This window comes from Rhodococcus sp. ARC_M6 (genome assembly GCF_022810305.1).
In the GTDB taxonomy this organism is placed as follows: Bacteria; Actinomycetota; Actinomycetes; order Mycobacteriales; family Mycobacteriaceae; genus Rhodococcus_F.
The window spans coordinates 1-23,443 of record NZ_JALGQH010000002.1 but is presented as its reverse complement, the minus strand read 5'-3'; the positions used below and the strand labels follow the sequence as shown (position 1 = coordinate 23,443).

At 61.1% G+C, this 23,443-nt stretch carries 24 protein-coding genes; 18 read left to right on the top strand and 6 right to left on the bottom strand.

The window, feature by feature from the left end; genetic code table 11:
* The first annotated feature begins 4 nt into the window (after positions 1–4).
* From MTX36_RS02925 to tpiA, 11 genes are all read left to right on the top strand, one after another.
* Positions 5–613 (top strand): riboflavin synthase, encoded by a 609-nt coding sequence (locus MTX36_RS02925; RefSeq protein ID WP_243618270.1) that lies wholly within the window; start codon positions 5–7, stop codon positions 611–613.
* A gap of 111 nt (positions 614–724) precedes the next feature.
* Positions 725–1,987 carry a bifunctional 3,4-dihydroxy-2-butanone-4-phosphate synthase/GTP cyclohydrolase II gene (locus MTX36_RS02920; protein WP_243618269.1) on the top strand — a complete coding sequence of 421 codons (1,263 nt, stop codon included), beginning with the start codon at positions 725–727 and terminating at the stop codon, positions 1,985–1,987.
* The gene (gene ribH, locus MTX36_RS02915) at positions 1,984–2,481 is read left to right on the top strand and encodes a 6,7-dimethyl-8-ribityllumazine synthase (protein ID WP_243618268.1); all 498 of its coding nucleotides are present in this window, start codon (positions 1,984–1,986) and stop codon (positions 2,479–2,481) included. Before MTX36_RS02920 ends, ribH begins: the two co-directional genes overlap by 4 nt.
* Positions 2,478–2,945, top strand: coding sequence for a PH domain-containing protein (locus tag MTX36_RS02910; RefSeq protein ID WP_243618267.1), 468 nt, complete (start codon positions 2,478–2,480; stop codon positions 2,943–2,945). Before ribH ends, MTX36_RS02910 begins: the two co-directional genes overlap by 4 nt.
* Positions 2,946–3,021: 76 nt before the next feature.
* Positions 3,022–5,199 carry an excinuclease ABC subunit UvrC gene (gene uvrC / locus MTX36_RS02905; protein ID WP_243618266.1) on the top strand — a complete coding sequence of 726 codons (2,178 nt, stop codon included), beginning with the start codon at positions 3,022–3,024 and terminating at the stop codon, positions 5,197–5,199.
* Positions 5,196–6,095, top strand: a complete 900-nt coding sequence (gene rapZ, locus MTX36_RS02900) for an RNase adapter RapZ (RefSeq protein WP_243618265.1) — start codon at positions 5,196–5,198, stop codon at positions 6,093–6,095. Before uvrC ends, rapZ begins: the two co-directional genes overlap by 4 nt.
* A complete protein-coding gene (yvcK, locus tag MTX36_RS02895; protein ID WP_243618264.1) occupies positions 6,092–7,147 on the top strand; it encodes a uridine diphosphate-N-acetylglucosamine-binding protein YvcK in 1,056 nt (351 codons plus the stop codon). The genes rapZ and yvcK overlap by 4 nt, the downstream gene beginning before the upstream one ends.
* On the top strand, positions 7,138–8,121 hold the full coding sequence (whiA, locus tag MTX36_RS02890) for a DNA-binding protein WhiA (protein WP_243618263.1): 984 nt from the start codon (positions 7,138–7,140) through the stop codon (positions 8,119–8,121). Before yvcK ends, whiA begins: the two co-directional genes overlap by 10 nt.
* A 169-nt stretch (positions 8,122–8,290) precedes the next feature.
* The gene (gene gap / locus MTX36_RS02885; protein ID WP_094272793.1) at positions 8,291–9,310 is read left to right on the top strand and encodes a type I glyceraldehyde-3-phosphate dehydrogenase; all 1,020 of its coding nucleotides are present in this window, start codon (positions 8,291–8,293) and stop codon (positions 9,308–9,310) included.
* A 17-nt stretch (positions 9,311–9,327) separates the two neighbouring features.
* The gene (gene pgk / locus MTX36_RS02880; RefSeq protein WP_243618262.1) at positions 9,328–10,539 is read left to right on the top strand and encodes a phosphoglycerate kinase; all 1,212 of its coding nucleotides are present in this window, start codon (positions 9,328–9,330) and stop codon (positions 10,537–10,539) included.
* Between the two features lie 6 nt (positions 10,540–10,545).
* Entirely contained in the window at positions 10,546–11,334 is a 789-nt protein-coding gene (gene tpiA, locus MTX36_RS02875) for a triose-phosphate isomerase (protein ID WP_094272795.1), read from the top strand.
* 110 nt (positions 11,335–11,444) lie between these two features.
* On the opposite strand, the gene MTX36_RS02870 is transcribed toward tpiA, so the two are convergent.
* Entirely contained in the window at positions 11,445–12,236 is a 792-nt protein-coding gene (locus tag MTX36_RS02870; RefSeq protein ID WP_243618261.1) for a tyrosine-protein phosphatase, read from the bottom strand.
* A gap of 223 nt (positions 12,237–12,459) precedes the next feature.
* On the opposite strand from MTX36_RS02870, the gene secG reads away from it, so the two are divergent.
* The 6 genes from secG (at position 12,460) to MTX36_RS02840 (ending at position 18,101) form a co-directional block, all read left to right on the top strand.
* The gene (gene secG, locus MTX36_RS02865; protein WP_243618260.1) at positions 12,460–12,693 is read left to right on the top strand and encodes a preprotein translocase subunit SecG; all 234 of its coding nucleotides are present in this window, start codon (positions 12,460–12,462) and stop codon (positions 12,691–12,693) included.
* A gap of 77 nt (positions 12,694–12,770) precedes the next feature.
* Entirely contained in the window at positions 12,771–15,560 is a 2,790-nt protein-coding gene (gene ppc / locus MTX36_RS02860) for a phosphoenolpyruvate carboxylase (RefSeq protein ID WP_243618259.1), read from the top strand.
* A 331-nt stretch (positions 15,561–15,891) separates the two neighbouring features.
* Positions 15,892–17,187, top strand: a complete 1,296-nt coding sequence (locus tag MTX36_RS02855) for a CdaR family transcriptional regulator (protein WP_243618258.1) — start codon at positions 15,892–15,894, stop codon at positions 17,185–17,187.
* A gap of 349 nt (positions 17,188–17,536) precedes the next feature.
* A complete protein-coding gene (locus MTX36_RS02850; RefSeq protein ID WP_243618257.1) occupies positions 17,537–17,680 on the top strand; it encodes a hypothetical protein in 144 nt (47 codons plus the stop codon).
* A 49-nt stretch (positions 17,681–17,729) separates the two neighbouring features.
* Positions 17,730–17,870, top strand: coding sequence for a hypothetical protein (locus tag MTX36_RS02845; RefSeq protein WP_243618256.1), 141 nt, complete (start codon positions 17,730–17,732; stop codon positions 17,868–17,870).
* Positions 17,871–17,933: 63 nt separating this feature from the next.
* Positions 17,934–18,101, top strand: a complete 168-nt coding sequence (locus MTX36_RS02840; RefSeq protein WP_243618255.1) for a hypothetical protein — start codon at positions 17,934–17,936, stop codon at positions 18,099–18,101.
* Between the two features lie 119 nt (positions 18,102–18,220).
* Here MTX36_RS02840 and MTX36_RS02835 read toward each other — a convergent pair whose 3' ends face one another.
* The 3 genes from MTX36_RS02835 to MTX36_RS02825 all read right to left on the bottom strand — a co-directional run bounded on the left by MTX36_RS02835 (position 18,221) and on the right by MTX36_RS02825 (position 20,928).
* Positions 18,221–18,916: a TetR/AcrR family transcriptional regulator gene (locus MTX36_RS02835; protein WP_243618254.1), complete on the bottom strand. Its 696-nt coding sequence runs from the start codon at positions 18,914–18,916 to the stop codon at positions 18,221–18,223.
* A 1-nt stretch (position 18,917) separates the two neighbouring features.
* Positions 18,918–20,375, bottom strand: coding sequence for an MFS transporter (locus tag MTX36_RS02830; protein WP_243618253.1), 1,458 nt, complete (start codon positions 20,373–20,375; stop codon positions 18,918–18,920).
* A gap of 193 nt (positions 20,376–20,568) precedes the next feature.
* A complete protein-coding gene (locus MTX36_RS02825) occupies positions 20,569–20,928 on the bottom strand; it encodes an Rv2640c family ArsR-like transcriptional regulator (RefSeq protein ID WP_243618629.1) in 360 nt (119 codons plus the stop codon).
* Positions 20,929–21,022: 94 nt separating this feature from the next.
* On the opposite strand from MTX36_RS02825, the gene MTX36_RS02820 reads away from it, so the two are divergent.
* Positions 21,023–21,511: an ArsI/CadI family heavy metal resistance metalloenzyme gene (locus MTX36_RS02820; protein ID WP_243618252.1), complete on the top strand. Its 489-nt coding sequence runs from the start codon at positions 21,023–21,025 to the stop codon at positions 21,509–21,511.
* A 4-nt stretch (positions 21,512–21,515) separates the two neighbouring features.
* Here MTX36_RS02820 and MTX36_RS02815 read toward each other — a convergent pair whose 3' ends face one another.
* Positions 21,516–21,935 carry a hypothetical protein gene (locus MTX36_RS02815; protein WP_243618251.1) on the bottom strand — a complete coding sequence of 140 codons (420 nt, stop codon included), beginning with the start codon at positions 21,933–21,935 and terminating at the stop codon, positions 21,516–21,518.
* 232 nt (positions 21,936–22,167) lie between these two features.
* Positions 22,168–22,488, bottom strand: coding sequence for a TfoX/Sxy family protein (locus MTX36_RS02810; RefSeq protein ID WP_243618250.1), 321 nt, complete (start codon positions 22,486–22,488; stop codon positions 22,168–22,170).
* Between the last annotated feature and the right edge of the window lie 955 nt (positions 22,489–23,443).

The window sequence follows — 23,443 nt, the reverse complement described above, 5'->3', positions numbered from 1 at the left end:
AAGCGTGTTCACAGGAATTGTGGAAGAACTCGGCGAAGTTGTCGCAAAGGAAGACTTGGTGGATTCCGCACGCTTCACGGTGCGTGGACCATTGGTGACTTCCGATGCGGGTCACGGTGATTCGATCGCAGTCAACGGTGTGTGCCTCACTGTCGTGGACGTCCTGGCGGACGGTTCCTTCACTGCCGACGTGATGCAAGAGACGTTGAACCGCTCGAGTCTGTCGAAGCTGAGCGTCGGCAGTCGCGTCAATCTCGAACGCGCGGCAGCATTGAACAGTCGACTCGGCGGGCACCTCGTGCAGGGCCACGTCGACGGCACGGGTCACGTCATTTCGCGTTCGCCGTCCGAGAACTGGGAGATCGTGCGGATCTCGTTGCCCGACTCCCTCTCGCGCTATGTCGTGGAGAAGGGTTCGATCACGGTCGACGGTGTATCGCTCACCGTGTCGGCGTTGGGCGGCGACCGTGGTTTCGAGTACTTCGAAATCTCGCTGATTCCGACCACTTTGGAGTTGACGACGCTGGGCACTGCGACGGTCGGTACACCGGTCAATCTCGAGGTCGACGTGATCGCGAAGTACGTCGAGCGGTTGCACGCCGCCGGTCGGTAGGACCTCCCCTGATCGGACCCGTCCGATTGGTCGTAGGGTTGGGGTGCACCCGCTCGGGTGCACTCGTTGTATTCGATGATGTGAAAAGTCAAGACTTTGGAGTGCGAGCACGTGACAAGGTTCGACAGTATCGAGCGCGCAGTAGCTGACATCGCTGCAGGTAAAGCTGTTGTCGTTGTGGACGACGAGGATCGCGAGAACGAGGGCGACCTCATCTTCGCCGCCGAGAAAGCCACTCCGGAACTGGTGGCGTTCATGGTTCGCTACACGTCCGGTTACCTGTGTGTTCCGCTGGACGGCGAGGATTGCGACCGTCTGGGCCTGCCCCCGATGTACGCCACCAACCAGGACAAGCACGGCACCGCTTACACGGTGACCGTCGACGCTCGCGAAGGCATCGGTACCGGCATCTCGGCGTCCGATCGCGCAGCGACCATGCGTCTTCTGGCTGATCCGGAGTCCGGCGCCAACGATTTCACACGTCCCGGACACGTCGTTCCGCTTCGCGCCAAGGAAGGCGGAGTTCTCCGTCGCCCCGGGCACACCGAAGCTGCTGTCGACCTGGCACGCATGGCCGACCTCCGCCCCGCCGGCGTCATCTGCGAAATCGTCAGCCAGAAGGACGAAGGCGCCATGGCTCAGACGGATGAGCTGCGAGTCTTCGCCGACGAACACAATCTGGCGCTCATCTCGATCGCAGATCTCATTTCGTGGCGTCGTAAGCACGAGAAGCACGTCGTCCGGGTTGCCCAGGCTCGCATCCCCACGCGTCACGGTGAATTCACCGCTGTCGGCTACACCAGCATTTACGACGAGGTCGAGCACGTTGCGTTGGTGCGCGGCGATCTCGCGGGCCCCGACAGCGACGGCAGCGACGTACTGGTTCGCGTGCACTCCGAGTGCCTGACCGGCGACGTCTTCGGTTCGTTGCGCTGCGATTGTGGTCCTCAGCTCGACGCTGCGCTGGACATGGTGGCGCAGGAAGGCCGCGGCGTCGTTCTGTATATGCGTGGACACGAGGGACGCGGCATCGGTCTGATGCACAAGCTGCAGGCGTACCAGTTGCAGGACGCCGGATCCGACACCGTCGACGCCAACCTCGAACTCGGCCTACCGGCCGACGCTCGAGACTACGGAATCGGCGCGCAGATCCTCGTCGACCTGGGTATCTCCTCGATGCGTCTGCTCACCAACAACCCGGCCAAGCGAGTCGGCCTGGACGGCTACGGACTTCAGATCACGGACCGTGTGCCGATGCCGTTGCGTGCAAATGCGGAGAATCTCACGTATCTGCGTACAAAGCGTGACCGGATGGGTCACGACCTGATCGGTCTCGACGAGTACGAGGCGAGCCAGAAGGACGGTGCGGTGTGAGCGGCGAAGGACAGCCGACGCTCGCCATCTCCGAGGCCAAGGACCTCAAGCTGGCAATCGTCGCCGGCCAGTGGCATCCGGTCATCTCCGAGGCTTTGATCGCGGGTGCTCAGCGCGTGGCTGCGCAGGCTCAGATCAAGGACGTGACTCTGGTTCGTGTTGCCGGTGCCATCGAATTGCCCGTCGTAGCACAGGCTTTGGCGCGGACGCACGACGCCGTCGTTGCACTGGGTGTTGTTATTCGCGGTGGTACTCCGCACTTCGAATACGTCTGTGACGCCGTTACTGCCGGTTTGACGCGGGTATCGCTCGACGAGAGCACTCCCGTCGGCAACGGTGTTCTGACCACCGATACCGAACAGCAAGCCCTTGATCGGTCCGGTTTGCCCGGTAGTGTCGAGGACAAGGGTGCGCAGGCTTGCGCCGCCGCTCTCGACACAGCAGTCACACTGCGCCATCTCCGACAGCCATGGACCGAGGATTCGTTTCGATGAGTACACCTGACGACAACTGGGAACTTGTCGCAAAGTCGCACAAGTCGGCGCGGTACGCGATCGGAGTCGCAGTTCTCCTGGTCATCGTTCACGTCGGCCTGGCACTGTCGCTGCACCATGGAGAGACTGGCGTGTACTTCCGTGCCGCCGATCAGATCGCGATGGCCACCATCGGATGCGCGCTGGCCGGCGGTGTGTTGTTGCTCACCAGACCTCGTGTGCGAGTAGGCAAGCGTGGCGTCGCGGTGCGCAACATTCTGGGCGAGAAGATAGTCGACTGGGATCTGTTCGAAGGATTGTCCTTCCCCGACGGCGCGGCTTGGGCTCGCGTCGAATTGCCCGACGACGAGTACATGCCGGTGATGGCAATCCAGTCCAACGATGGTGAGCGCGCCGTCGACGCAGTGGTGAAGTTTCGCGAAATTGCCGAGCGATACGCGCCCGCTGCGAACCGGAAAAACTGACGTACGCCACGGCCGATTCGGGGCGCACAGCAGTGCGGTTTCCGAATCGGTCGGTGGCGACGGCTAACGTGGAACTGTGCCGGATCCTTCGACTTACCGCCCCGCTACCGGAACTATTCCGGCGGCGCCTGGAGTGTACAAATTTCGTGATCCGCATGGTCGGGTCATCTATGTGGGCAAGGCCAAGAGTCTCCGTTCGCGTCTGAACTCGTACTTCGCGGACGTCACCACACTTCATCCTCGGACCCGGCAGATGGTGACCACCGCCGGCAGCGTCGAGTGGACGGTTGTCAGTACCGAAGTCGAAGCGCTGCAACTCGAATACAACTGGATCAAGGAATTCGATCCGCGGTTCAACGTCCGCTATCGGGACGACAAAACGTATCCGGTTCTGGCCGTCACGCTCAATGAAGAGTTCCCGCGGTTGTTCGTCTACCGCGGTCCGCGGCGCAAAGGTGTCCGGTATTTCGGCCCGTATTCACATGCCTGGGCGATCCGGGAAACACTCGACCTGCTGCTACGCGTCTTTCCGGCCCGGACATGTTCCACCGGAGTGTTCAAGCGCCACAGCCAGATCGGCCGCCCCTGCTTGCTCGGATATATCGACAAATGCTCGGCGCCGTGCGTCGGACGGGTCAGTCCCGAGGAACACCGTCAGATCGTCGAGGACTTCTGCGATTTCTTGGCCGGCCGCACCGACAAGTTGGTCCGAGACCTCGAGAAGAAGATGCAGCAGGCATCCGAGGAACTCGATTTCGAGACTGCAGCTCGCTTGCGTGACGACATCGGGGCCTTGCGTAAGGCGCTCGAGAAGCAGGCTGTGGTGCTCGGCGACGGAACCGACGCCGACCTGGTCGCGTTTGCGACCGACGACCTCGAGGCTGCTGTTCAGGTGTTCCATGTGCGCGGCGGACGTGTGCGCGGTCAACGCGGCTGGGTCGTGGAGAAGGCCGGCGACGCTATCGACTGGGCGGCTCTCGATGCCGAGTCCGACCTCCCGATCCTGGTCGAGCAGTTCCTGACCCAGTTCTACGGCGAGCAGGCAGCACTCGAACCAGGTTCTGATCCCGAGGTCCGGCTCAGTGCGGTACCGAAAGAGGTACTCGTCCCGGTTCTTCCGCCCAACGCCGCCGAGCTCCAGACGTGGCTCAGTGGACTCCGGGGTTCGCAAGTGCAATTGCGGGTTCCCCAGCGCGGCGACAAGAAGGATCTTGCCGAGACCGTCCAGCGCAACGCGAAAGAGGCTCTGGCGCAACATAAACTCAAGCGTGCGGGCGACTTCACATCCCGGTCGGCAGCGTTGCAGGGAATCCAGGAAGCCCTCGATCTGGATTCCGCGCCCCTGCGCATCGAGTGTGTCGACATCAGCCACGTACAGGGAACGGACGTGGTCGCGTCGCTCGTCGTCTTCGAAGACGGCCTGCCGCGCAAATCCGACTACCGGCACTATGCGATCCGTGAGGCTGCCGGCGACGGACATTCCGACGACGTCGCCAGCATCGCCGAGATCACGCGTCGCCGCTTCCTGCGGCACAACCGCGACCTGGGGATTCTGGCGAACTCCGCCGCCGGTATGGATGCTGACGGCGGCGATTTTGCGCCCGAAGCGGCACTCGACCCACAAACAGGCCGGCCACGGCGCTTCGCCTATCCGCCCAACCTTTTTGTCGTTGACGGCGGCTCACCTCAGGTGAACGCAGCGTCGGCGGTCCTCGACGAACTCGGAGTCACCGACGTCGCAGTTGTCGGCCTGGCCAAGCGGCTCGAAGAAGTCTGGGTACCGGGCGAGGAAGATCCGGTGATCTTGCCGCGCACCAGTGAATCGCTGTACTTGCTGCAGCGGATCCGCGACGAAGCGCACCGCTTTGCCATCACTTTCCACCGGAGTAAGCGTTCACGGCGGATGACGGCGTCGGTGCTCGACGCTGTGAAGGGGCTGGGGGAGACACGGCGTACGGCCCTGGTGACACATTTCGGATCCGTCGCGAATCTGAAGACGGCCACAGTCGAGGAGATCATGGAGGTCCCCGGCATCGGCGCGACCACCGCACGCGCGGTCCGGGGCGCATTGGGTTCCGATTCCACGACCCCCGATTCCACACCGGCAGACTCTGAAGCCGTCGCACAGTCCGGCTCGGTAGGGGATGATAAACAGGCCGTAGAGTTCGTAATGTCGGATCAGTCGGTCCGGCACGTACCGGATTCTGCGTCGAGCGAATCATCCAGGCCGACGACAGGGCAGAGTGCCGAGTGATCACAGACAGCGCAAACGACAGTCGGACCATGGACGTTCTTCTGGTGACCGGGCTTTCGGGCGCCGGGCTCAGTACGGCGGCCAAGGTCCTCGAGGATCTCGGCTGGTATGTCGCGGACAACCTGCCGCCGGAATTGATTTCGCGGATGGTCGGACTGAGCCTCACTTCGGATCCGCCGGTCGATCGCCTCGCTGTGGTACTCGACGTGCGTAGCCGACTTTTCACCGGAGATCTGGGCTCGGTTCTCACCCAGTTGGAAGCCGAACCGATTCACACTCGCGTCCTGTATCTGGAGGCGTCGGACGACGTCTTGATCCGGAGGTTCGAGCACGTTCGTCGTAGTCATCCACTGCAGAACGAGAGCAGCGACGGCACATTGTCGGAGGGCATTGCTGCGGAGCGTCGGCAGTTGGCAGTGGTCAAGGCTGCTGCTGATCTGGTGATCGACACGTCATCGCTCAAAGCGCACCAGTTGAGGCAGAAGATCGAGACGGCTTTCGGTAACGCCGGCAATCGAACCATGCAGGTCACAGTTGAATCGTTCGGGTTCAAATACGGTTTACCGGTCGACGTGAATCTGGTGTGCGACGTTCGTTTTCTGCCGAATCCGCACTGGATTCCGGAACTTCGTGATCACACGGGCCAAGATGCCGACGTCCGCGACTACGTCCTCTCCCAGGACGGCGCCGAAGACTACCTCGATACCTACTTGCATCTGCTCGAGCTGACGATTGCCGGATATCGTCGAGAAGGAAAGCGCTACATGACAATTGCTGTGGGCTGCACCGGTGGAAAGCACCGAAGTGTGGCTATGACCGAAGCTCTTGCCCACAAGTTGGGGCGTGAGGACGACCTCGCGGTCAGCATCGTGCACCGAGATCTGGGCCGCGAATGACCGAATCTGTATCGCAGAGTCGCAGCGAACCGGCGGTAGTCGCCCTCGGCGGCGGGCATGGATTGTTCGCGACGCTTCAAGCTGTCCGCAGGCTTACCTCCGACGTGACAGCCGTGGTCACCGTCGCCGACGACGGCGGATCCTCGGGCCGATTACGAGCCGAATTGGGTGTGATTCCGCCGGGGGATCTCCGGATGGCGCTCGCAGCGTTGGCTGCCGACGAACCCGAGGTCAGAGACTGGACTCGTACCATTCAGCACCGCTTCGGCGGTGTCGGTGCGCTGGCCGGTCACTCGGTGGGCAACTTGATTCTCGCCGGTCTGACCGAGGTGCTCGGGGATCCTGTCCTCGCCCTCGACGAGATGGCGAGGCTGTTGCGTGTGCGCGGGCGCGTACTTCCGATGTCGCCGATCGCGCTCGAGATCGAAGCCGACGTCCAAGGTCTGGAAGAGGATCCGCGCGTCAGTCGGTGCATCCGGGGTCAGGTGGCCGTTGCGACTACGCCGGGCAAGGTACGACGCGTACGCCTGTTGCCGGCGAGTCCGCCTGCCAGCCCCGAAGCTGTGACCGCGATCGGGAAAGCCGACCTTGTGGTGCTCGGTCCCGGTTCGTGGTTTTCGAGTGTCATTCCCCACGTGCTTGTCCCCGAACTGGTGGAAGCCCTCTCGGCTACCGCAGCGCGGAAAGTGCTCGTGCTCAACCTCGCGCCGGAACCGGGGGAGACCGCCGGATTCTCCGCCGAGCGTCACCTGCACGTACTCTCCCAGCATGTGCCCGATTTCCGGGTCGACTACGTAGTTGTCGATTCTGCTTCGGTACCGGCGGGCCGCGAGCGTGAACATCTGGCTCGCGCAGCCAATCAATTCCGCGCCGAGGTCGTTTACGCCGAAGTCGCAGACCCCGCAGCCGGGTCAGCGCACGTACACGATCCGGTGCGGCTCGCGGAGGTCCTGGCCGAACTGGCCGGGTGCGTAGGCAAACTCGACTCCCCGAACGGGGAGTCCACAGACCATTCAGCAGCAGAACAGAGGGAGAACACTTCGTGGCAATGACAGCGGAGGTCAAGGACGAACTGAGCCGGTTAGTGGTGACTCAGGTCAGCTGCCGCAAGGCTGAGGTCTCCGCACTGCTCCGATTTGCCGGTGGGCTCCACATTGTCGGTGGGCGCGTCGTCGTCGAGGCGGAGGTCGATCTGGGTTCCACAGCGCGTCGGCTTCGCCGTGAGATTTTCGACCTGTTCACTTACAGCGCGGACGTTCACGTGCTCAGTGCCGGCGGTTTGCGGAAGTCCGCCCGCTACATCGTGCGCGTCGCCAAGGAAGGCGAGGCGCTCGCACGTCAGACGGGACTCCTCGATCTGCGGGGACGACCCGTTCGCGGACTGCCCGCGCAGGTTGTCGGCGGCAGCGTAGGCGACGCCGAAGCAGCGTGGCGCGGTGCGTTCCTCGCCCACGGCTCTCTGACCGAGCCCGGCCGTTCGTCGGCGCTCGAGGTCAGTTGCCCCGGACCCGAAGCTGCACTCGCCTTGGTCGGTGCAGCTCGTCGCCTCGGAATCTCCGCAAAGGCCCGCGAAGTACGCGGAACCGATCGCGTCGTCATCCGGGACGGCGAGGCCATCGGCGACCTCCTCACGAGGATGGGTGCTCAGGACACCCGACTGGTCTGGGAAGAGCGTCGGATGCGCCGCGAAGTGCGTGCCACAGCCAACCGCCTTGCCAACTTCGACGACGCAAACCTGCGACGCTCCGCCCGCGCGGCGGTAGCTGCTGCCGCACGCGTCGAGCGGGCCCTGGAAATCCTCGGTGCGGATGTTCCCGATCATCTGGCCGCTGCGGGCGCTCTGCGCGTCGAACATCGGCAGGCGTCACTCGAGGAGCTGGGTCAGCTGGCAGACCCCCCGATGACGAAGGATGCCGTCGCCGGACGGATCCGCAGGTTGCTGTCGATGGCAGACCGAAAGGCGAAGGAGACGGGTATCCCCGATACCGAATCCGCGGTCAATTCGGACCTGCTCGAAGAGGGCTGACCAGCCCGTCACCTGCCCCTCTTCAGGGTGGGCTGCGCGCGCTCGAGGCGCGCGCATTAGGGTAAGAGTCACATCGACCGATGAACCCCACGTCCGTGTCGTGCACACACGAGCTCGGATCATGCGTGGGTCAAGTTGCACACCAGAATCATCCTCTAAGGAGCGAATTGTGACTGTCCGGGTTGGCGTTAACGGTTTCGGCCGTATCGGACGTAACTTCTTCAGGGCGGTGGATGCGCAGAAGGCGCTGGGCACCACTGATATCGAGATCGTCGCGGTCAATGACCTCACCGACAATGCGACTCTCGCTCACCTGCTCAAGTACGACTCGATCCTCGGCCGTTTGCCGTACGACGTTTCGCTCGACGGCGACGACACCATTGTCGTCGGCGATCAGCGCATCAAGGCACTCGCGCACCGCGGCCCCTTGAACGAGCTTCCCTGGGGCGAGCTGGGCGTCGACGTCGTCGTCGAGTCCACGGGCATCTTCACCGACGCTGCAAAGGCCAAGGGTCACCTCGAAGCCGGCGCGAAGAAGGTCATCATCTCGGCTCCGGCCAAGGGTGAAGACATCACCATCGTCATGGGCGTCAACGACGACAAGTACGACGGCAGCCAGAACATCATCTCCAACGCCTCGTGCACCACCAACTGCCTCGGCCCCATCGCCAAGGTTCTCGATGACGAGTTCGGTATCGTCAAGGGTCTGATGACCACGATCCACGCGTACACGCAGGATCAGAACCTCCAGGATGCTCCGCACAGCGACCTCCGTCGCGCCCGTGCAGCTGCCCTGAACATCGTCCCCACGGGCACCGGTGCAGCCAAGGCAATCGGCCTGGTTCTCCCGCAGCTTCTGGGCAAGCTCGACGGCTACGCACTGCGCGTGCCGATCCCCACGGGTTCGGTCACCGACCTCACCGCACAGCTGCGCAAGCCGGCTACCGCCGACGAGATCAACGCTGCGATGAAGGCTGCAGCCGAGGGTCCCCTCAAGGGCATCCTCAAGTACACGGACGCTCCCATCGTCTCCTCGGACATCGTTACCGATCCGCATTCGTCGATCTTCGACTCGGGTCTGACGAAGGTCATCGACGACCAGGTCAAGATCGTTTCCTGGTACGACAACGAGTGGGGCTACTCCAACCGTCTGGCCGACCTCATCGGCCTCGTCGCCAAGTCACTCTGAGCGGAGTTTCGATTACAGTGGCAGTTCAGACGCTGAAGGATCTGCTGGATGCTGGGGTCGAGGGGCGCACCGTACTGGTGCGTTCCGACCTCAACGTCCCGTTGGATGGCGGAGAAATCACGGACCCGGGTCGCATCGTTGCATCCGCGCCCACCCTGCGGGCACTTGCCGAGGCCGGCGCGAAGGTCATCGTGACCGCGCACCTCGGACGGCCCGACGGTCAGCCCGATCCCAAGTTCTCGCTCGCACCCGTAGCCGCCAAGCTGGCCGAGATTCTCGGTCGCAATGTGCAGCTCGCCGGTGACGTTGTGGGACAGGACGCTTTGGCTCGTTCGGAGGGACTCACCGACGGTGACGTTCTGATGCTCGAGAACATTCGTTTCGATCCGCGTGAGACCAGCAAGGACGAGGCCGAGCGCGTCAAGCTCGCCAAGGCTTTGGTCGAGTTGGTCGGCGACGACGGCGCATTCGTGTCCGACGGCTTCGGTGTTGTTCACCGCAAGCAGGCTTCGGTCTTCGACGTCGCGAAGTTGCTTCCGCACTACGCGGGCTACCTGGTGGGTGCCGAGGTCGAGGTACTTGCCAAGCTCACGCAGGAAGCGGAGCGTCCGTACGCGGTCGTTCTGGGCGGATCCAAGGTTTCGGACAAGCTCGCTGTCATCGAGGCGCTCGCGCCCAAGGTCGACACGCTGGTGATCGGCGGCGGAATGTTCTACACGTTCCTCGCGGCTCAGGGTCTGTCCGTGGGTAATTCGCTCTGCGAAGAATCCATGATCGACACCTGCAAGGACCTCCTGGACCGGTACGCGGACGTCATCCACATCCCTCAGGATGTTGTTGTCGCAGACTCCTTCTCGGCTGATGCCGAGTCGAAGATCGTGCCGTTCAACGAGATTCCCGACGGTTGGATGGGTCTCGATATCGGACCCGAGTCGGTCAAGCGCTTCGCGGCGATCCTGACCGGAGCCAAGACGGTGTTCTGGAACGGTCCGATGGGCGTGTTCGAGTTCCCGAAGTTCGAGGCCGGCACCCGTGGTGTCGCCGAGGCCATCGTGGAAGCAACCAGCAAGGGTGCGTTCAGTGTTGTCGGCGGCGGCGATTCAGCTGCGGCTGTTCGTCAGCTCGGTATCCCGGACGAAGGCTTCTCGCACATTTCCACCGGCGGTGGCGCTTCCCTCGAATACCTCGAGGGCAAAGAGCTTCCCGGCATCGCAGTACTGGAAGGCTGATCCGACATGGCACGTAAGCCGTTGATCGCCGGCAACTGGAAGATGAATCTGAATCACCTCGAGGCTATCGCTCTGGTGCAGAAGATCGCTTTTGCCTTGCCTGCAAAGTATTTCGACAAGGTCGACGTGACGGTTATCCCGCCGTTCACCGACATCCGTAGCATCCAGACGCTGGTCGACGGTGACAAGCTTCTGCTCACCTACGGGGCGCAGGATGTCTCGGCGCAGGACAGTGGCGCATTCACCGGCGAGATCAGCGGTTCCATGCTGGCCAAGCTCGGGTGCACCTACGTCGTGGTCGGGCACTCGGAGCGTCGCACCCTGCATGGCGAGACCAACGAGTTGGTTCTCGCCAAGGCGAAGGCTGCGCTCAAGAACGGCATCACGCCGATCGTGTGCATCGGTGAAGGCCTCGAGATCCGCGAAGCCGGCGATCACGTCGCTTACAACGTGGAACAGCTCAAGGGGTCCTTGGCAGGTTTGAGCGCGGAGGAGATCTCCAAGATCGTCATCGCGTACGAGCCTGTCTGGGCCATCGGCACGGGTCGTGTCGCTTCGGCTGCGGACGCTCAGGAAGTGTGCGCGGCTGTTCGTGCAACGCTCGTCGAGCTTGCCGACGCCGAGGTCGCTGCCGGCGTTCGCGTCCTGTACGGCGGTAGCGTCAGCTCCAAGAACGTCGGAGAGATCGTCGGCCAAGCCGACGTCGACGGCGCTCTTGTCGGCGGTGCTTCGCTCAAGGCGGACGAGTTTGCCACGCTGTCTGCAATTGCAGCCGGTGGGCCACTGCCTAGCTGAGACACTGCCCAGCTGAGGTAACTCTAGCTAGTTGATTGTCAAAGACTGTGGGCGCGTAACCATTTCGGTTACGCGCCCACAGTCTTTTCCGTACTCGGTCGTTTGTGTACTCAGCCGACGAGCTTGGTCTCGAGGGCTCCGATGGTGTCGGCCGTGAGCCCCAGTCCGGAGTGCAGGTAATTCTCGATCGACGAGTAATCCGCTTCGACCTGCTCGAATGCCGCACCCAGGTAGCTTTCGTCGACAGTGAGCATGACGCGAACCACATCTGCCCGTCCCATCACGGCTGTCTTTGCGATGCGTTCTGCCGTTGCCTCGACATAGGCGCCGGAGTAGGTGTTGGTCAGGAGGTAGTCGTCGAAGATGGTTTCGCGCGGCACACCGGAGAGCGTTTGCAACAGTGCCGACGCCCAGCCGGTGCGATCCTTCCCGGCAGTGCAATGGAAGAGCTGAGGCCCCGGAGTTGTTGCGAGAGCGGTCAATAACTGACCGAACCCTGCCCGGGTGACGCCGTCGGTGATGAAACTCCGATTAAGGAGCCGCATGAAATCCTGTGCGGCATCGATGGTTCGGATGGAGATCGCGGAGTCTTGAATTGTTCCCGGCAGGATCGGAATATTGGTGTAGGTTGCGGCGGAGGGCACGGTATCCGGGGTTTCGGTGACCTCGGCTTCGGAGCGCACATCGTAGATTGCGGTCAATCCCAGTGACTCGACCACGGCCATGTCCGCCGGCGTTGGTGTGATGACGTTGGCGCGGTAGAAAACGCCACGCCGCAGTGTGCTTCCAGTCTCTGTCGAATACCCATGTCCGGCGACGTCACGGAAGTTGTGGATGGATTCGAGGCGAGGGGTGCTGTTGCCGCTCGCGGTTGCCGTCGGGGTACTGGTGTGGGGGAGCATCAAAACTAGCCTTTCGGAGGTAATGTCGCGTCAACTCGAAACTAGCGGGCGATAAGGTTCGTGATGTGTTCGGTACCACCGAACGAGATTTTCGATCGTGACGTGGGTGGACTTACGGTGTGGAAACATGCCCGAGACGGGTATGTGGTCGGGTTAGCTGCATGCGCCTGTATGGTGTTATCGGTTGTAGTTGTCCCTATTGGATTGGTGGACGTAGACAGACATGAAACTGTTCTTGGATATCCTGCTGGTCGTCACCAGCTTGCTCCTTATTCTGCTGGTGCTGCTGCATCGCGCTAAGGGTGGCGGTTTGTCGAGCCTGTTCGGTGGAGGTGTCCAATCCAGCCTGTCCGGATCGACGGTTGTCGAGAAGAACCTTGATCGGTTGACGGTCTTCACTGCCCTGATCTGGCTCATTTCGATCGTCGGCATCGGCCTGGAGATCAAGTTCGCCTGACCTCCTTTCCGAATCACGTTTTTGACGCAGAACCCCGCCATCGAGCGGGGTTCTGCGTTTCGGCCGATAATTGAACAATGACCGAATTTGCCGCTCAGAGCACAGACCATCCGCGTGAGACACCACGTGAAGCCACTGAGCCACTGCGCGAGGACATTCGGCTTCTCGGAGGAATTCTGGGGCAAATTGTTCGGGAGCAAGCCGGTGATGCCGTGTTCGATCTCGTCGAGCGTGCCCGGGTGGAATCGTTCCGGGTTCGTCGTAGTGAAATTGACCGCGCAGAATTGGTATCGCTGTTCGCCGGAATCGGCACCGAAGATGCCATCCCGGTCATTCGAGCGTTCAGCCACTTTGCGTTGCTCGCCAATCTCGCCGAAGACATCCACCGTGAGCGTCGCCGCGCTATTCATATCAACGCCGGTGAGCCACCGCGTGACAGCACTCTTGCCGCCACCTACACCAAGCTCGACGGCGCAGATATCGATTCGGCGACTGTCGAAAATGCATTGCGCGGCGCGTTGGTGTCACCCGTCATCACTGCTCATCCGACGGAGACCAGGCGCCGGACCGTGTTCGAGACCCAGTCCCGTATTACGGAACTCATGCGGTTTCGTGAACGCACAGCCTTGAGCGTCGACGAAACCGCCGACGTTGATCTGGATTTGCGTCGGCAGATTCTCACACTGTGGCAGACTGCGTTGATTCGACTCTCGCGCCTGCGTATTCAAGACGAAATTGAAGTGGGTTTGCGTTACTACGACGCGGCCCTGTTCGAGGTCATTCCCAAGATCAATGCCGAAGTGCGCAAAGCACTTCGAGGTCGCTGGCCTGACGCTGATCTGTTGCGTGAGCCGATCTTACGTCCCGGTTCTTGGATCGGCGGTGACAGAGACGGTAATCCGTATGTGACGGGGGAGATCGTCCAGCGCGCTACTACTCGGGCTGCGGCCACCGCGATCCAGCACCACTTGGCTGAACTCGAGCATCTCGAACGTGAACTGTCGATGTCGGCTCGGCTTGTCTCGGTGACTCCGGAATTGGATCTTCTGGCATCGAAGTCGGGTGACGATTCCGCCTTCCGCGCTGACGAGCCTTACCGCCGTGCAATTCGCGGTATTCGGGGACGGCTCAGTGCCACCGGCATTTCCGTGTTGGGGGAGTTGCCGGACCATGGGTCCGATGACGGACTCGAGGCTTACGCCGAACCCGCGCAACTCCAACGCGATCTCGCGATCATCGATATGTCGCTGCGCCGCAACGGGGATGCGACCATCGCCGATGATCGACTCGAACGTCTCCGAGAAGCAGTGGAAGTGTTCGGGTTTCACCTCTCCGGATTGGATATGCGTCAGAACTCCGACGTTCACGAGAGCGTTGTCGCCGAGCTGCTCGCATGGTCAGGCGTCCATCCGGACTACACGTCGCTCTCCGAAGCGGAGCGTGTGGAACTGCTGTCCGCCGAGCTCACCACGAGGCGACCGCTCACTTCTCCGGATGCGCAGTTCTCCGAACTGACCACCAAGGAATTGGCGATCATGGCGGCCGGAGCGAATGCTGTGCGAGTGCTCGGCGCCGGCGCGATTCCCAACTACATCATCAGCATGTGCACCTCCGTCAGCGACATGCTCGAGGCTGCAGTCCTGCTCAAAGAGGTGGGCGTGCTCGACCCCGGTGTCGGAGGCGCACCGTCATGCCCCGTCGGGATCGTTCCGCTGTTCGAGACGATCGAGGACTTGCAAGGCGGCGCCGCGACCTTGTTGGCCACGCTCGATATTCCGATCTACCGAGCCATCGTCACTTCGCGGGGCGAGAGTCAGGAAGTGATGCTCGGATATTCCGACTCGAACAAGGACGGCGGATATCTCGCTGCCAACTGGGCGTTATACCGCGCTGAACTCGATTTGGTCGAGGCCGCCCGAAAGAGCGGAATCCGGTTGCGGCTCTTCCACGGCCGCGGTGGAACCGTCGGCCGCGGCGGTGGACCAAGCTACGAAGCGATTCTCGCTCAGCCTCCCGGGGCTGTTGCCGGTTCGCTGCGCATCACCGAGCAGGGTGAGGTGATTGCAGCCAAGTATGCCGAACCTCGATTGGCGCATCGCAACCTCGAAACTCTGATCGCGGCCACTCTCGAATCAACCCTGCTCGATGTCGAAGGACTCGGCAGCGGCGCGGACGCCGCCTATGCGGTCCTCGACGAACTGGCGGCCTTGGCTCGTACCGCGTACAGCGAATTGGTCCACGACACACCAGGATTTGTTCAGTACTTCGAGGCGTCGACGCCGGTCGCCGAAATCGGTGCCCTCAATATCGGAAGCCGACCGGCTTCGCGTAAGCAGACCAAGGCGATCTCCGACCTACGTGCGATTCCGTGGGTGCTGTCCTGGAGCCAGTCACGCGTCATGCTCCCCGGTTGGTACGGCACGGGTGCGGCTTTCGAACGATGGATCGACGGCGATCCGAATCGCCTCGCGACGCTCACTCGTTTGTACGAGCAATGGCCGTTCTTCCGTACCGTGCTGTCCAACATGGCGATGGTGATGTCGAAATCCGATCTGGGACTAGCTGCTCGATACGCCGAGTTGGTTCCGGACGTCGAACTGCGTGAACGGGTTTTCGGAATGGTCACCGAGGAGCATGAACGCACCATTCGTATGTACAAGTCGATTACCGGATACGACGACCTGTTTGCCGACAATTCTGGTCTCGAACGTTCGGTTCACAACCGCTTCCCGTACCTGGAACCGCTCAATCACCTGCAGGTGGAGTTGATCAGGCGCTACCGATCGGGCGACGAGGGTGACCAGGTCCGGCGAGGTATTCAGTTGACGATGAACGGTTTGGCGACGGCGTTGCGTAACAGCGGGTAGGTCGGCACGCGGGTGTTCAACCCACCCACGATTACCGGCGCGCAGTGATGCGGATACGACGGACAGCTTTGTCGATCCACCGGGTAATTCCACCGCTACTCCACTGGGATCGATCGGGATAGTTTGTTCCATTACTCATTGGTCCATTTCACAGTTGGACACTCGTTCATGTGGTAGACATCACAACGCCTGGCGCAATCGGGCACGGCGGACGTTAGTGGCGAATGGGACATCAAGTTCGTTCACCGCAGCGGGTTCCGCACTCCGTAACGCGCCGAGCCGTTGGCCATCGCGCCACGCGACGTACATGTCTAGAGGAGGCCCGCCCGCAATGTCCCCTGCTCTGCTGAACACACCTGCGCTCTTGAACACCCCCGCTCTGCCGAAAGCCCTGGGGCCGCTCATGCTGGGAGGTAAACCAGCCTCCGCAGCTGTCCGAGACTTCGTCCCGCTGGCGGCGGAACTTGTGAATCACTTCTCCCGCGAGAATCCGATCTTCAAGTCCTTCCGCATGGAATCTGTGCAGGAGGACTTGGTCGCGGCGACCGCGCAGGGTCTGCAACTGACGATCCGGCTCATGGACCACAAGAAACTCCCGACCGACGACGAGTTGGACAGCATTTACACCCTGACTGTCCGGCAGGCGCGCAAAGGGGTCCCACTCAGTGCAATTCTCGCTCTGATGGATGAGGGGGTTACCGCTTTCCGCAACCTCATTCTGAGCCGGGCGGAGGAGGAGGATTCCGCAAATCTCGAGGAGCTCAACCACCTCCTGTTCGCGGCCGCGCAGCGACTTCACTCATTCGTCTCGGTTAGCTACCTGGCTGCTATGCCAGCCGGCGTGGAGCTCGAGGAGTACTCGGCCGGCGCTCTCGTCAAAGCGATGCTGGACGGAAACGATCCCACTCAGCTCGCGTTGCAGATGGGCATCGAGCTCACGCCTAGCTATCTCGTACTGCGGCTACTTGTGAGCCTGCCGCGGCCTCGTCCGGGAGTCAAGGACGGTGCGCACCATCGAATCCAGGCCTACCGCGGCCTGGCTGCAGTGCAAGCCAAGATTGCCGCCCACTTCGGGGCGGCACTGCTCGAGGCTCCCGCGCCGCAACGTGGTCTGGTGCTCATCGAGGGCACGCCCCACTGGGGATCGGTGTGTGAGGTAATCCGCCAGGCGAAGGAGGAGATCGGGGTGGAGATCACGGCTATCGGTGAGAACTCCGCGCTCGAGGACATCTCGGCCGCCGAGGCCACCACCCGAGAGTTGGCCAACCTCGTCCGACGGCTGAGACTGCCGGCCCGTCCATATCGGATGGAGGACCTCGCGCTGGAATATCAGCTGACTCGGGGCGGCCCAGGCCGCGACAGCCTGATCAACCTGCTCAAACCGCTCGACAACAACCCGGAGCTGCTCCAGACGCTGTCGGTGCACCTGGCGAACGACCAGCACAGACAGCGCACCGCATCGGCGCTGGGACTGCATACGAACACCGTCGACAACCGCATTAAGCGCATTGCTCACCTGACCGGATTGGACCCGACTCTGCCCTCTGAGCTGCTCAAACTGCGTGCTGCAATGATCTCTCTGGCCTTCGCCAGCACCGATGTGGACATTCGTCCAGTGAAACTGTGAAACCTCACATAACTCACTAGTAACTTTCCACTCTTGGTGCTTCCGTCACACTTTCCCACTCCCCAGCGGGCTATAAAAGTGTGGTGCGAATCACCGCACAAACCGGTAACAATAAAGGGGATCTACATGAACAACGGCCAGGGTAACGCAGTCTTCGGTGCCTTCCTGAACACCATCCTCCAGGCATTCAACGCTGGCAGCAGCAACACCGGCTCGGTCGACGGTGGCGGCGTAGCTTAAGTACTGCTCGCGGGGTCCTGTGCAGAATTCTTCGCACGGGACCCCGCTCTAGCCCCCCAACTTGGGGGGTGGCCTTGACAGGGCCCCCGCTGAGACCAGGAGCAAATACATGATTTCCTCACCAACCACAGGCGCATTGGCCGTCGTCGTGAACACTGTCTTGCAGTTGTTCAACGCGGGCAGCAGCTTCCTGTACACCGATAATACGGATCTCTTCGGCGGTGGCGGCACCACCACGCCGCCCACACCCTGATCGCTCTACCCGCTCGCATCACCCCGCCGCGGCGCAGACAGGAATTAACGTGAACTACGGTCAGTACCTCCAGGGAAGCCTGGCAATCGACTTCAGCTCTCTTTCCCAGGCACTCGGCCTCGGCAACGGCTCAGTGGTGTCGTTCGGCAGTGCCGGAAGTGTTCAATTCAGCAGTCTCGGCGGGTCTTGACACTCACCGCCGTTCCACACGCTCACATGCGATTTACTCGCGAAACAGAAAGCAGGTCACCCTGTGTTCATCAATCCGCTCACCGGCGACCCCGTTGTCATCAACGTAGTTTTCCAGCTCTTCAACGCGGGAAGCGCTAACGCACTCACTTTGGGCGGCGTCGGCAGCAGCGGTCTCGGTAGCACCGGGCTCGGCAGCTTCGACTCAGCGAGCCTGGGTAGCACTGCTTAGGAACCACACTCGAAAAGGGCCTGAATCCGGTGCTGCACCGGGCGCAGGCCCTTTCGTGATTCTGAAGGATATTGTTCGCTCACCGAGTGAGATCCTTCAGGATCAAAGCGGCTGACGACCTACCGGTTGATCGTGCGAACTTGCGTGGCAGAGAGCGCCTTCACCTGCAATGGCGTCGAAAAGGGTCCGTCGGCCACCGGCCGCATGCCGGCGAACACGATCTCCAGGTGACGCCGCCAGGCTTCGGGTGCAATGGAATGCGATGTCTCACTGATACCTCGCAGCGCCCAGAACAACATGCTGATATCGGTGGGAGTGATATCGCGTCGGATGCGACCACACTGTTGTGCGTTCTCGAGAAGCTCGGCGGTGCGGGTGCGAAACTCTTCGAGGGCATCCGGTTCTGCATTCGAGTGATCCCACAACTGCGGCAGACACGCCCACTGCACCGACTGGAGTTTTCCGGTTTCGAGCACCAGTGCTTCGAGTCCGGACCCGTCGTCTCGACTCGTCGCCTCGCGAGCTGCAGCAGCCAAACCCAGCCTCATCTCGCCGACCAATTCATCGATCAGGGCCTGCTTGCTGGGGAACCGTCGATACAATGTGCCGACGCCGACACCGGCAACGCGGGCAACTTCTTCAACAGCAGCGTCGAGGCCGGAGGCGAAGAACACCTGAGCCGCGGCATCCAGGATCCGTCGGCGGTTTTCTGCCGCGTCTTTGCGGAGCGGTTTGTCACTGCGGAGCGGTTTGTCCTTGCGGAGCGGTTTGTCACTGCGGAGCGGTTTGTCACTTGTAGTCTTCTGTGTCGCCATGTCAGTTCGAAATAGTAGCGGTGTTCGGTGTATCTGTGAGTTGTATGTCAGAGGGAATCGTGATGGGTGTGGGCTTGCTCGGGATGAGTAGTGCCGCGGCGGCGCCGATGGCACTGGCGATTGCGAGGATGGCAAACCCGGTGGTGTAGCCGGATTCAGTGGGAAGTCCGTCGGGAAGTAGGTGTGCGGTCACGATGCTGGCCATCATCGCCGAGCCGATCGCACCGCCGATCGTGCGAATGTTCGCGTTGGTGCCGCTGGCCGAACCCGTCTGGTGTGAGGGAACTGCGTGCACGATGATGCCTGACATCGAGGAGAAGGCGAGGCCGAAACCTGCTCCCATCAGGAGCATCGACAGCATCACCTGCCAGATCGCCGAGTGTGCGAATGCCAAGATCAGCAGAGATGCGCTTGCGACAACCGAACTGCCAACCAGGACTACCTTCGCTCCGAAACGATGCGCCAGGGGGCCGGAACCGATGCCGGCAAGAAGAAATGCCACGGACAGTGGTAACACGATCAAGCCGGATTCGGTGATCGACGAATTGAAACCGTAGCCGGCTTCCGGTGTTCCTTGCAGGAAGGCCGGTACAAAGGCGAAGATCGAGTACATTGCGATGCCGATCAGCAATGCCGCCAGGTTGGTCGTCCACACTGCGGGGATGCGCATCATTGCCATGTCGATCAGTGGACTGTCACTGCGTAGTTCACACCTCATCCACAGCGCTGCAAGAATGGCAGCTGCCACGAGCAAGCCGAGAACTGAACTCGACGCCCAACCCCACTTGGGGGCCTCACTGATTGCGACGAGCAGGGCAATCAACCAGGACGAGAGTAGTACGGCCGCAATCCAACTCACACGGCCGGAAGTTCGTGCCGGGGACTCGGGAACGATCAGGTGTGTCGCGATTGCGGCGACAGCGATGGCGATAGCGGGAATCCAGAACAGCCAGTGCGCGTTGAGCCTGTCGACGATCGGGCCGCCCAGTAACAAACCCAGACCGCCGCCGACGCCGATCAATGCAGAGATGACGCCCACCGCTCCGGTCACTTTGTCTCGCGGGAATTCGTCGCGGACGATCCCGAACGCCAAGGGGATGACGCCGCCCGCGATTCCTTGAATTGCTCGGGCCACGATCATGAGGGTGATCGACGATGCCAATGCCCCGAGAATCGACCCGATGCAGGCGATGGCCAGTACTGCGGTCAGCACCTTCTTCTTTCCGATCATGTCACCGATGCGACCGAGGATCGGGGTGGCGACGGCCGCGGCCAGCAAGTATGCCGTCAGGATCCAGGTCACGGTGTTTCGGTCGGTATGCAGGTCTTGCTCTAGCAGCGGCAGTACCGGTGCGACCAATGACTGCAACAACGAGTAGGCCGTGATGGCAAGCGCGAGTACCAGATACGTGAGTTGGTAGGGAACGGCTGCATTCTTTTGGGGCGGTGTCTCGTTCATGAAGTTGCTCCTCCAGCAAAGCGGAATCGAAGTTCCGCTTCAGGGAGAATAGCAGCCTAACCGGAATCTTGATTCCGGTATTCACTGCTGCGGCGCCGGCATGGCGGATCGGCGAGGCTTCCTTTCGGCAAGGTTTCCTCTGTCGATCGGGGGTGGGTGGCGCCGTAGCTAGGTTCGCCGTCAATATCTTGAATCAGTTGCAGCAGTTGGGATCCAGTACCAGGCGGAGCGCTTCCAAGGCGTCGGGGCGCGCTCGGTAGTAGACGTTCATTCCCCGCCTGTCGGCGATCACCATGCCCGCCTTTTTCAGCTGACCCAAATGATGACTGACTGTCGATTCGCTCAGTCCTACGCTTTCGGCGAGGTCGCAGGTACAGACTTCGCCGTCGGAATGTGTCAGCAATATCGACATCAGCTTGATGCGTGCTGGGTCTGCGAGTGCCTTGAGTCGGACGGCCACCTGCAATGCGGCGTCATCGGAGATCAGTCCGGCGGCTACGGGGGAGCAGCAGATCGGTGCGGTTGTGTCGATGACGGGCAGGGCCTTGGGCATGTGTCCCATCATGCTCCACCTCCTTGACATACGTCAAAAAGGTGGCGCATACTGAATGGGTAATTCGACATATGTCACACAGGTGGAGGTCCCCATGTCCCGCGTTCAACTTGCCCTCAATGTCGACGACCTTGATCAGGCCGTCACGTTCTACTCGAAACTTTTCAACACCCAACCGGCGAAACTTAAGCCGGGATACGCGAACTTCGTGATCGCCGAGCCGCCACTCAAGCTGGTACTTCTCGAGAACCCTGGAACCGGCGGGACCATCAACCATCTCGGAGTCGAGGTGGAATCCAGCGAAACTGTACACCGAGAGATCGCCCGGCTGACCGAGGAAGGTCTGTTCACCGACGAGGAAATCGGTACGACCTGCTGCTTCGCGACGCAGGACAAGGTGTGGGTCACGGGGCCGGCCGGGGAAAAGTGGGAGGTCTACACGGTTTTGGCTGACTCCGAGACCTTTGGTTCCAGCCCGGTACACCTCGACGTCGTGGCCTCCGGTGACGCATGCTGTGTTACCACCGAAAACGTCGCTACCGAAAACGATGCGAGTGCGCCCACCGGCTCGTCTTGCTGCTGATCGGTTAGTCGGTTGCCTGCGCTCGGATGAGTTGTGCAACAGTCGATGACGAGACGCACAGAACGATCGCCGAGGCGCCTACCAGCCAAAGTCCCCATCCAATTGACGGGACGACAGTCATTCCGGCGATGTCGATGCCCCGCTGAAGGATGGTCGCAGCGTTGGCCCCGGCGACGATCAATACAGCGATCCCAGCCACGGGGCCTACCCAGTGATTCTTCACTTCCGGAGTGATGCCGCGGAAAAGATGTGTAAGCAGAGCAATTGACGCACAGATGCCGAGGATGAGGGTGATCGAGCCACATTCGTCAACGCCGGTCCGGCTTGACGTGTGGCTCGTCATCCATGGCCCGACGCTTCCGAAGATGATGCCCGTACAGGCCCAAATCGAAACGATCAGATTCGGCCGGAAATTGTTGGGCATTGTCGAGGGGAGTTCCAGCGGACTTCTGACGGCATATTGTTCATTCGGTCGATTCGGTGAGTATGTCACTCGGTGGACCATCCATTTCTTACGCCGCTGTCGAGCTTCTCTCGAGCGTATTTCGGATTCTAAAGTCCGCCCCGCTGGTTTTGATCAAATTGGCAATATCCGCTGAGCCGCATCGATATTCACGCACTCCGAACCCGCGATTTTTGATTTGTCGAGTCCGGTGTCATCGAGCGAAGTTCAGTGCTTCTTGGATCCAAGCGTCGAACTCGTTACCGGAACTTGTGCCGGTTCGATCAACTTCCAGCCAACCTTTGCTCATCGGCTTTCCCCGCATTTCGGCCCAATGTGCGCCTTTGTGTGTCAGCAGTTCGTCCACGTGGTCCGGCTCGCATCGGACCATGAGGTTTCCGTGTGAATTTGCGCTGACCGCCAACTGCCCGTCGACCATGAAACTCAGGCCACCGAACATCTTGACCTCACTGACGCCGGTCTCGTGCTCGAGAGCGTCGCGGATGCGTTCTACGAGAGCTTTGTCGTATACCACGGGCTGCTCCTCGGTTGTGACGTAGTGCATAGCCTCATTGCGCTGAGTCCAGACTAGACCGCTAGTTGAAGGAACGGCTTCAGGCGACTATTGATTTTGTGCAGTTCGCAGCCAGTTTTTTGCCATTTTCTTCCAATTGTGGGCAATGATCTTCTTGCGCAACAATGATTCTCGGATCCTGCGGAGCAGAGGTCGTCGGCGACATCGTGCGAATTCTCGGCGACCTCGCAATAGTAGTTCAGGCTGAATACCTGGATCGGGGCTGCGAAGCCTAGAACAGATCCATCGCCGACCGCCACCGAGTGACCGTTCGGTCGCCGCGGTGCCTTCGGATTCACTCGATGAGGGACCTCGGCGGTATGGGTGGCGGTGCCGTCGCCAGTATTCGCCTCCGATGCGACGACAATCGCCACTGTGTCGTGCATTGTGGTGTAACCATCAGGGATGCAACGACTTTGAGAAGAATCGTGTGCTTGCCTGCGGCCCGCGGCAAGGTTAAGTCGGTGGCAATGCCGCCGAACCTGCCGTCGCGACTGGTACTGAGAACGTACGGGCAACCGCTGGGCGTAATTGGTGCTTGCGAATCCAGATCAGAGGGGAGTCGAAGTCGCCGCCGCCGGGTCGATCCGGGCCGTCCAATTGTGGCTATCAGTCGGCGTTTCAAGCAAGATTCACGAAAAGATGGACGGATGTCCAAAATGCAGTTATTGTCTAGCACCGTCGGGCAAAAAGGTCATTGTGCCTCAATCTGACAATTGTCGGAACTCTTGAAAGGCCCTACATGCGGACCCTGCTCACGCTGGTCAGTGCTGTACTAGTCGCTGTTAGCCTCAATCTTGCATGAGAGGCCGCTGCCGGCCTGAGCGGTTCGCCGATCATGTTTTCACGGCCCGAATCAGTATCCGAATATGACCGGTCGACCCGTGTGCAGTCGGGATGCTGCCGGATTCCACAT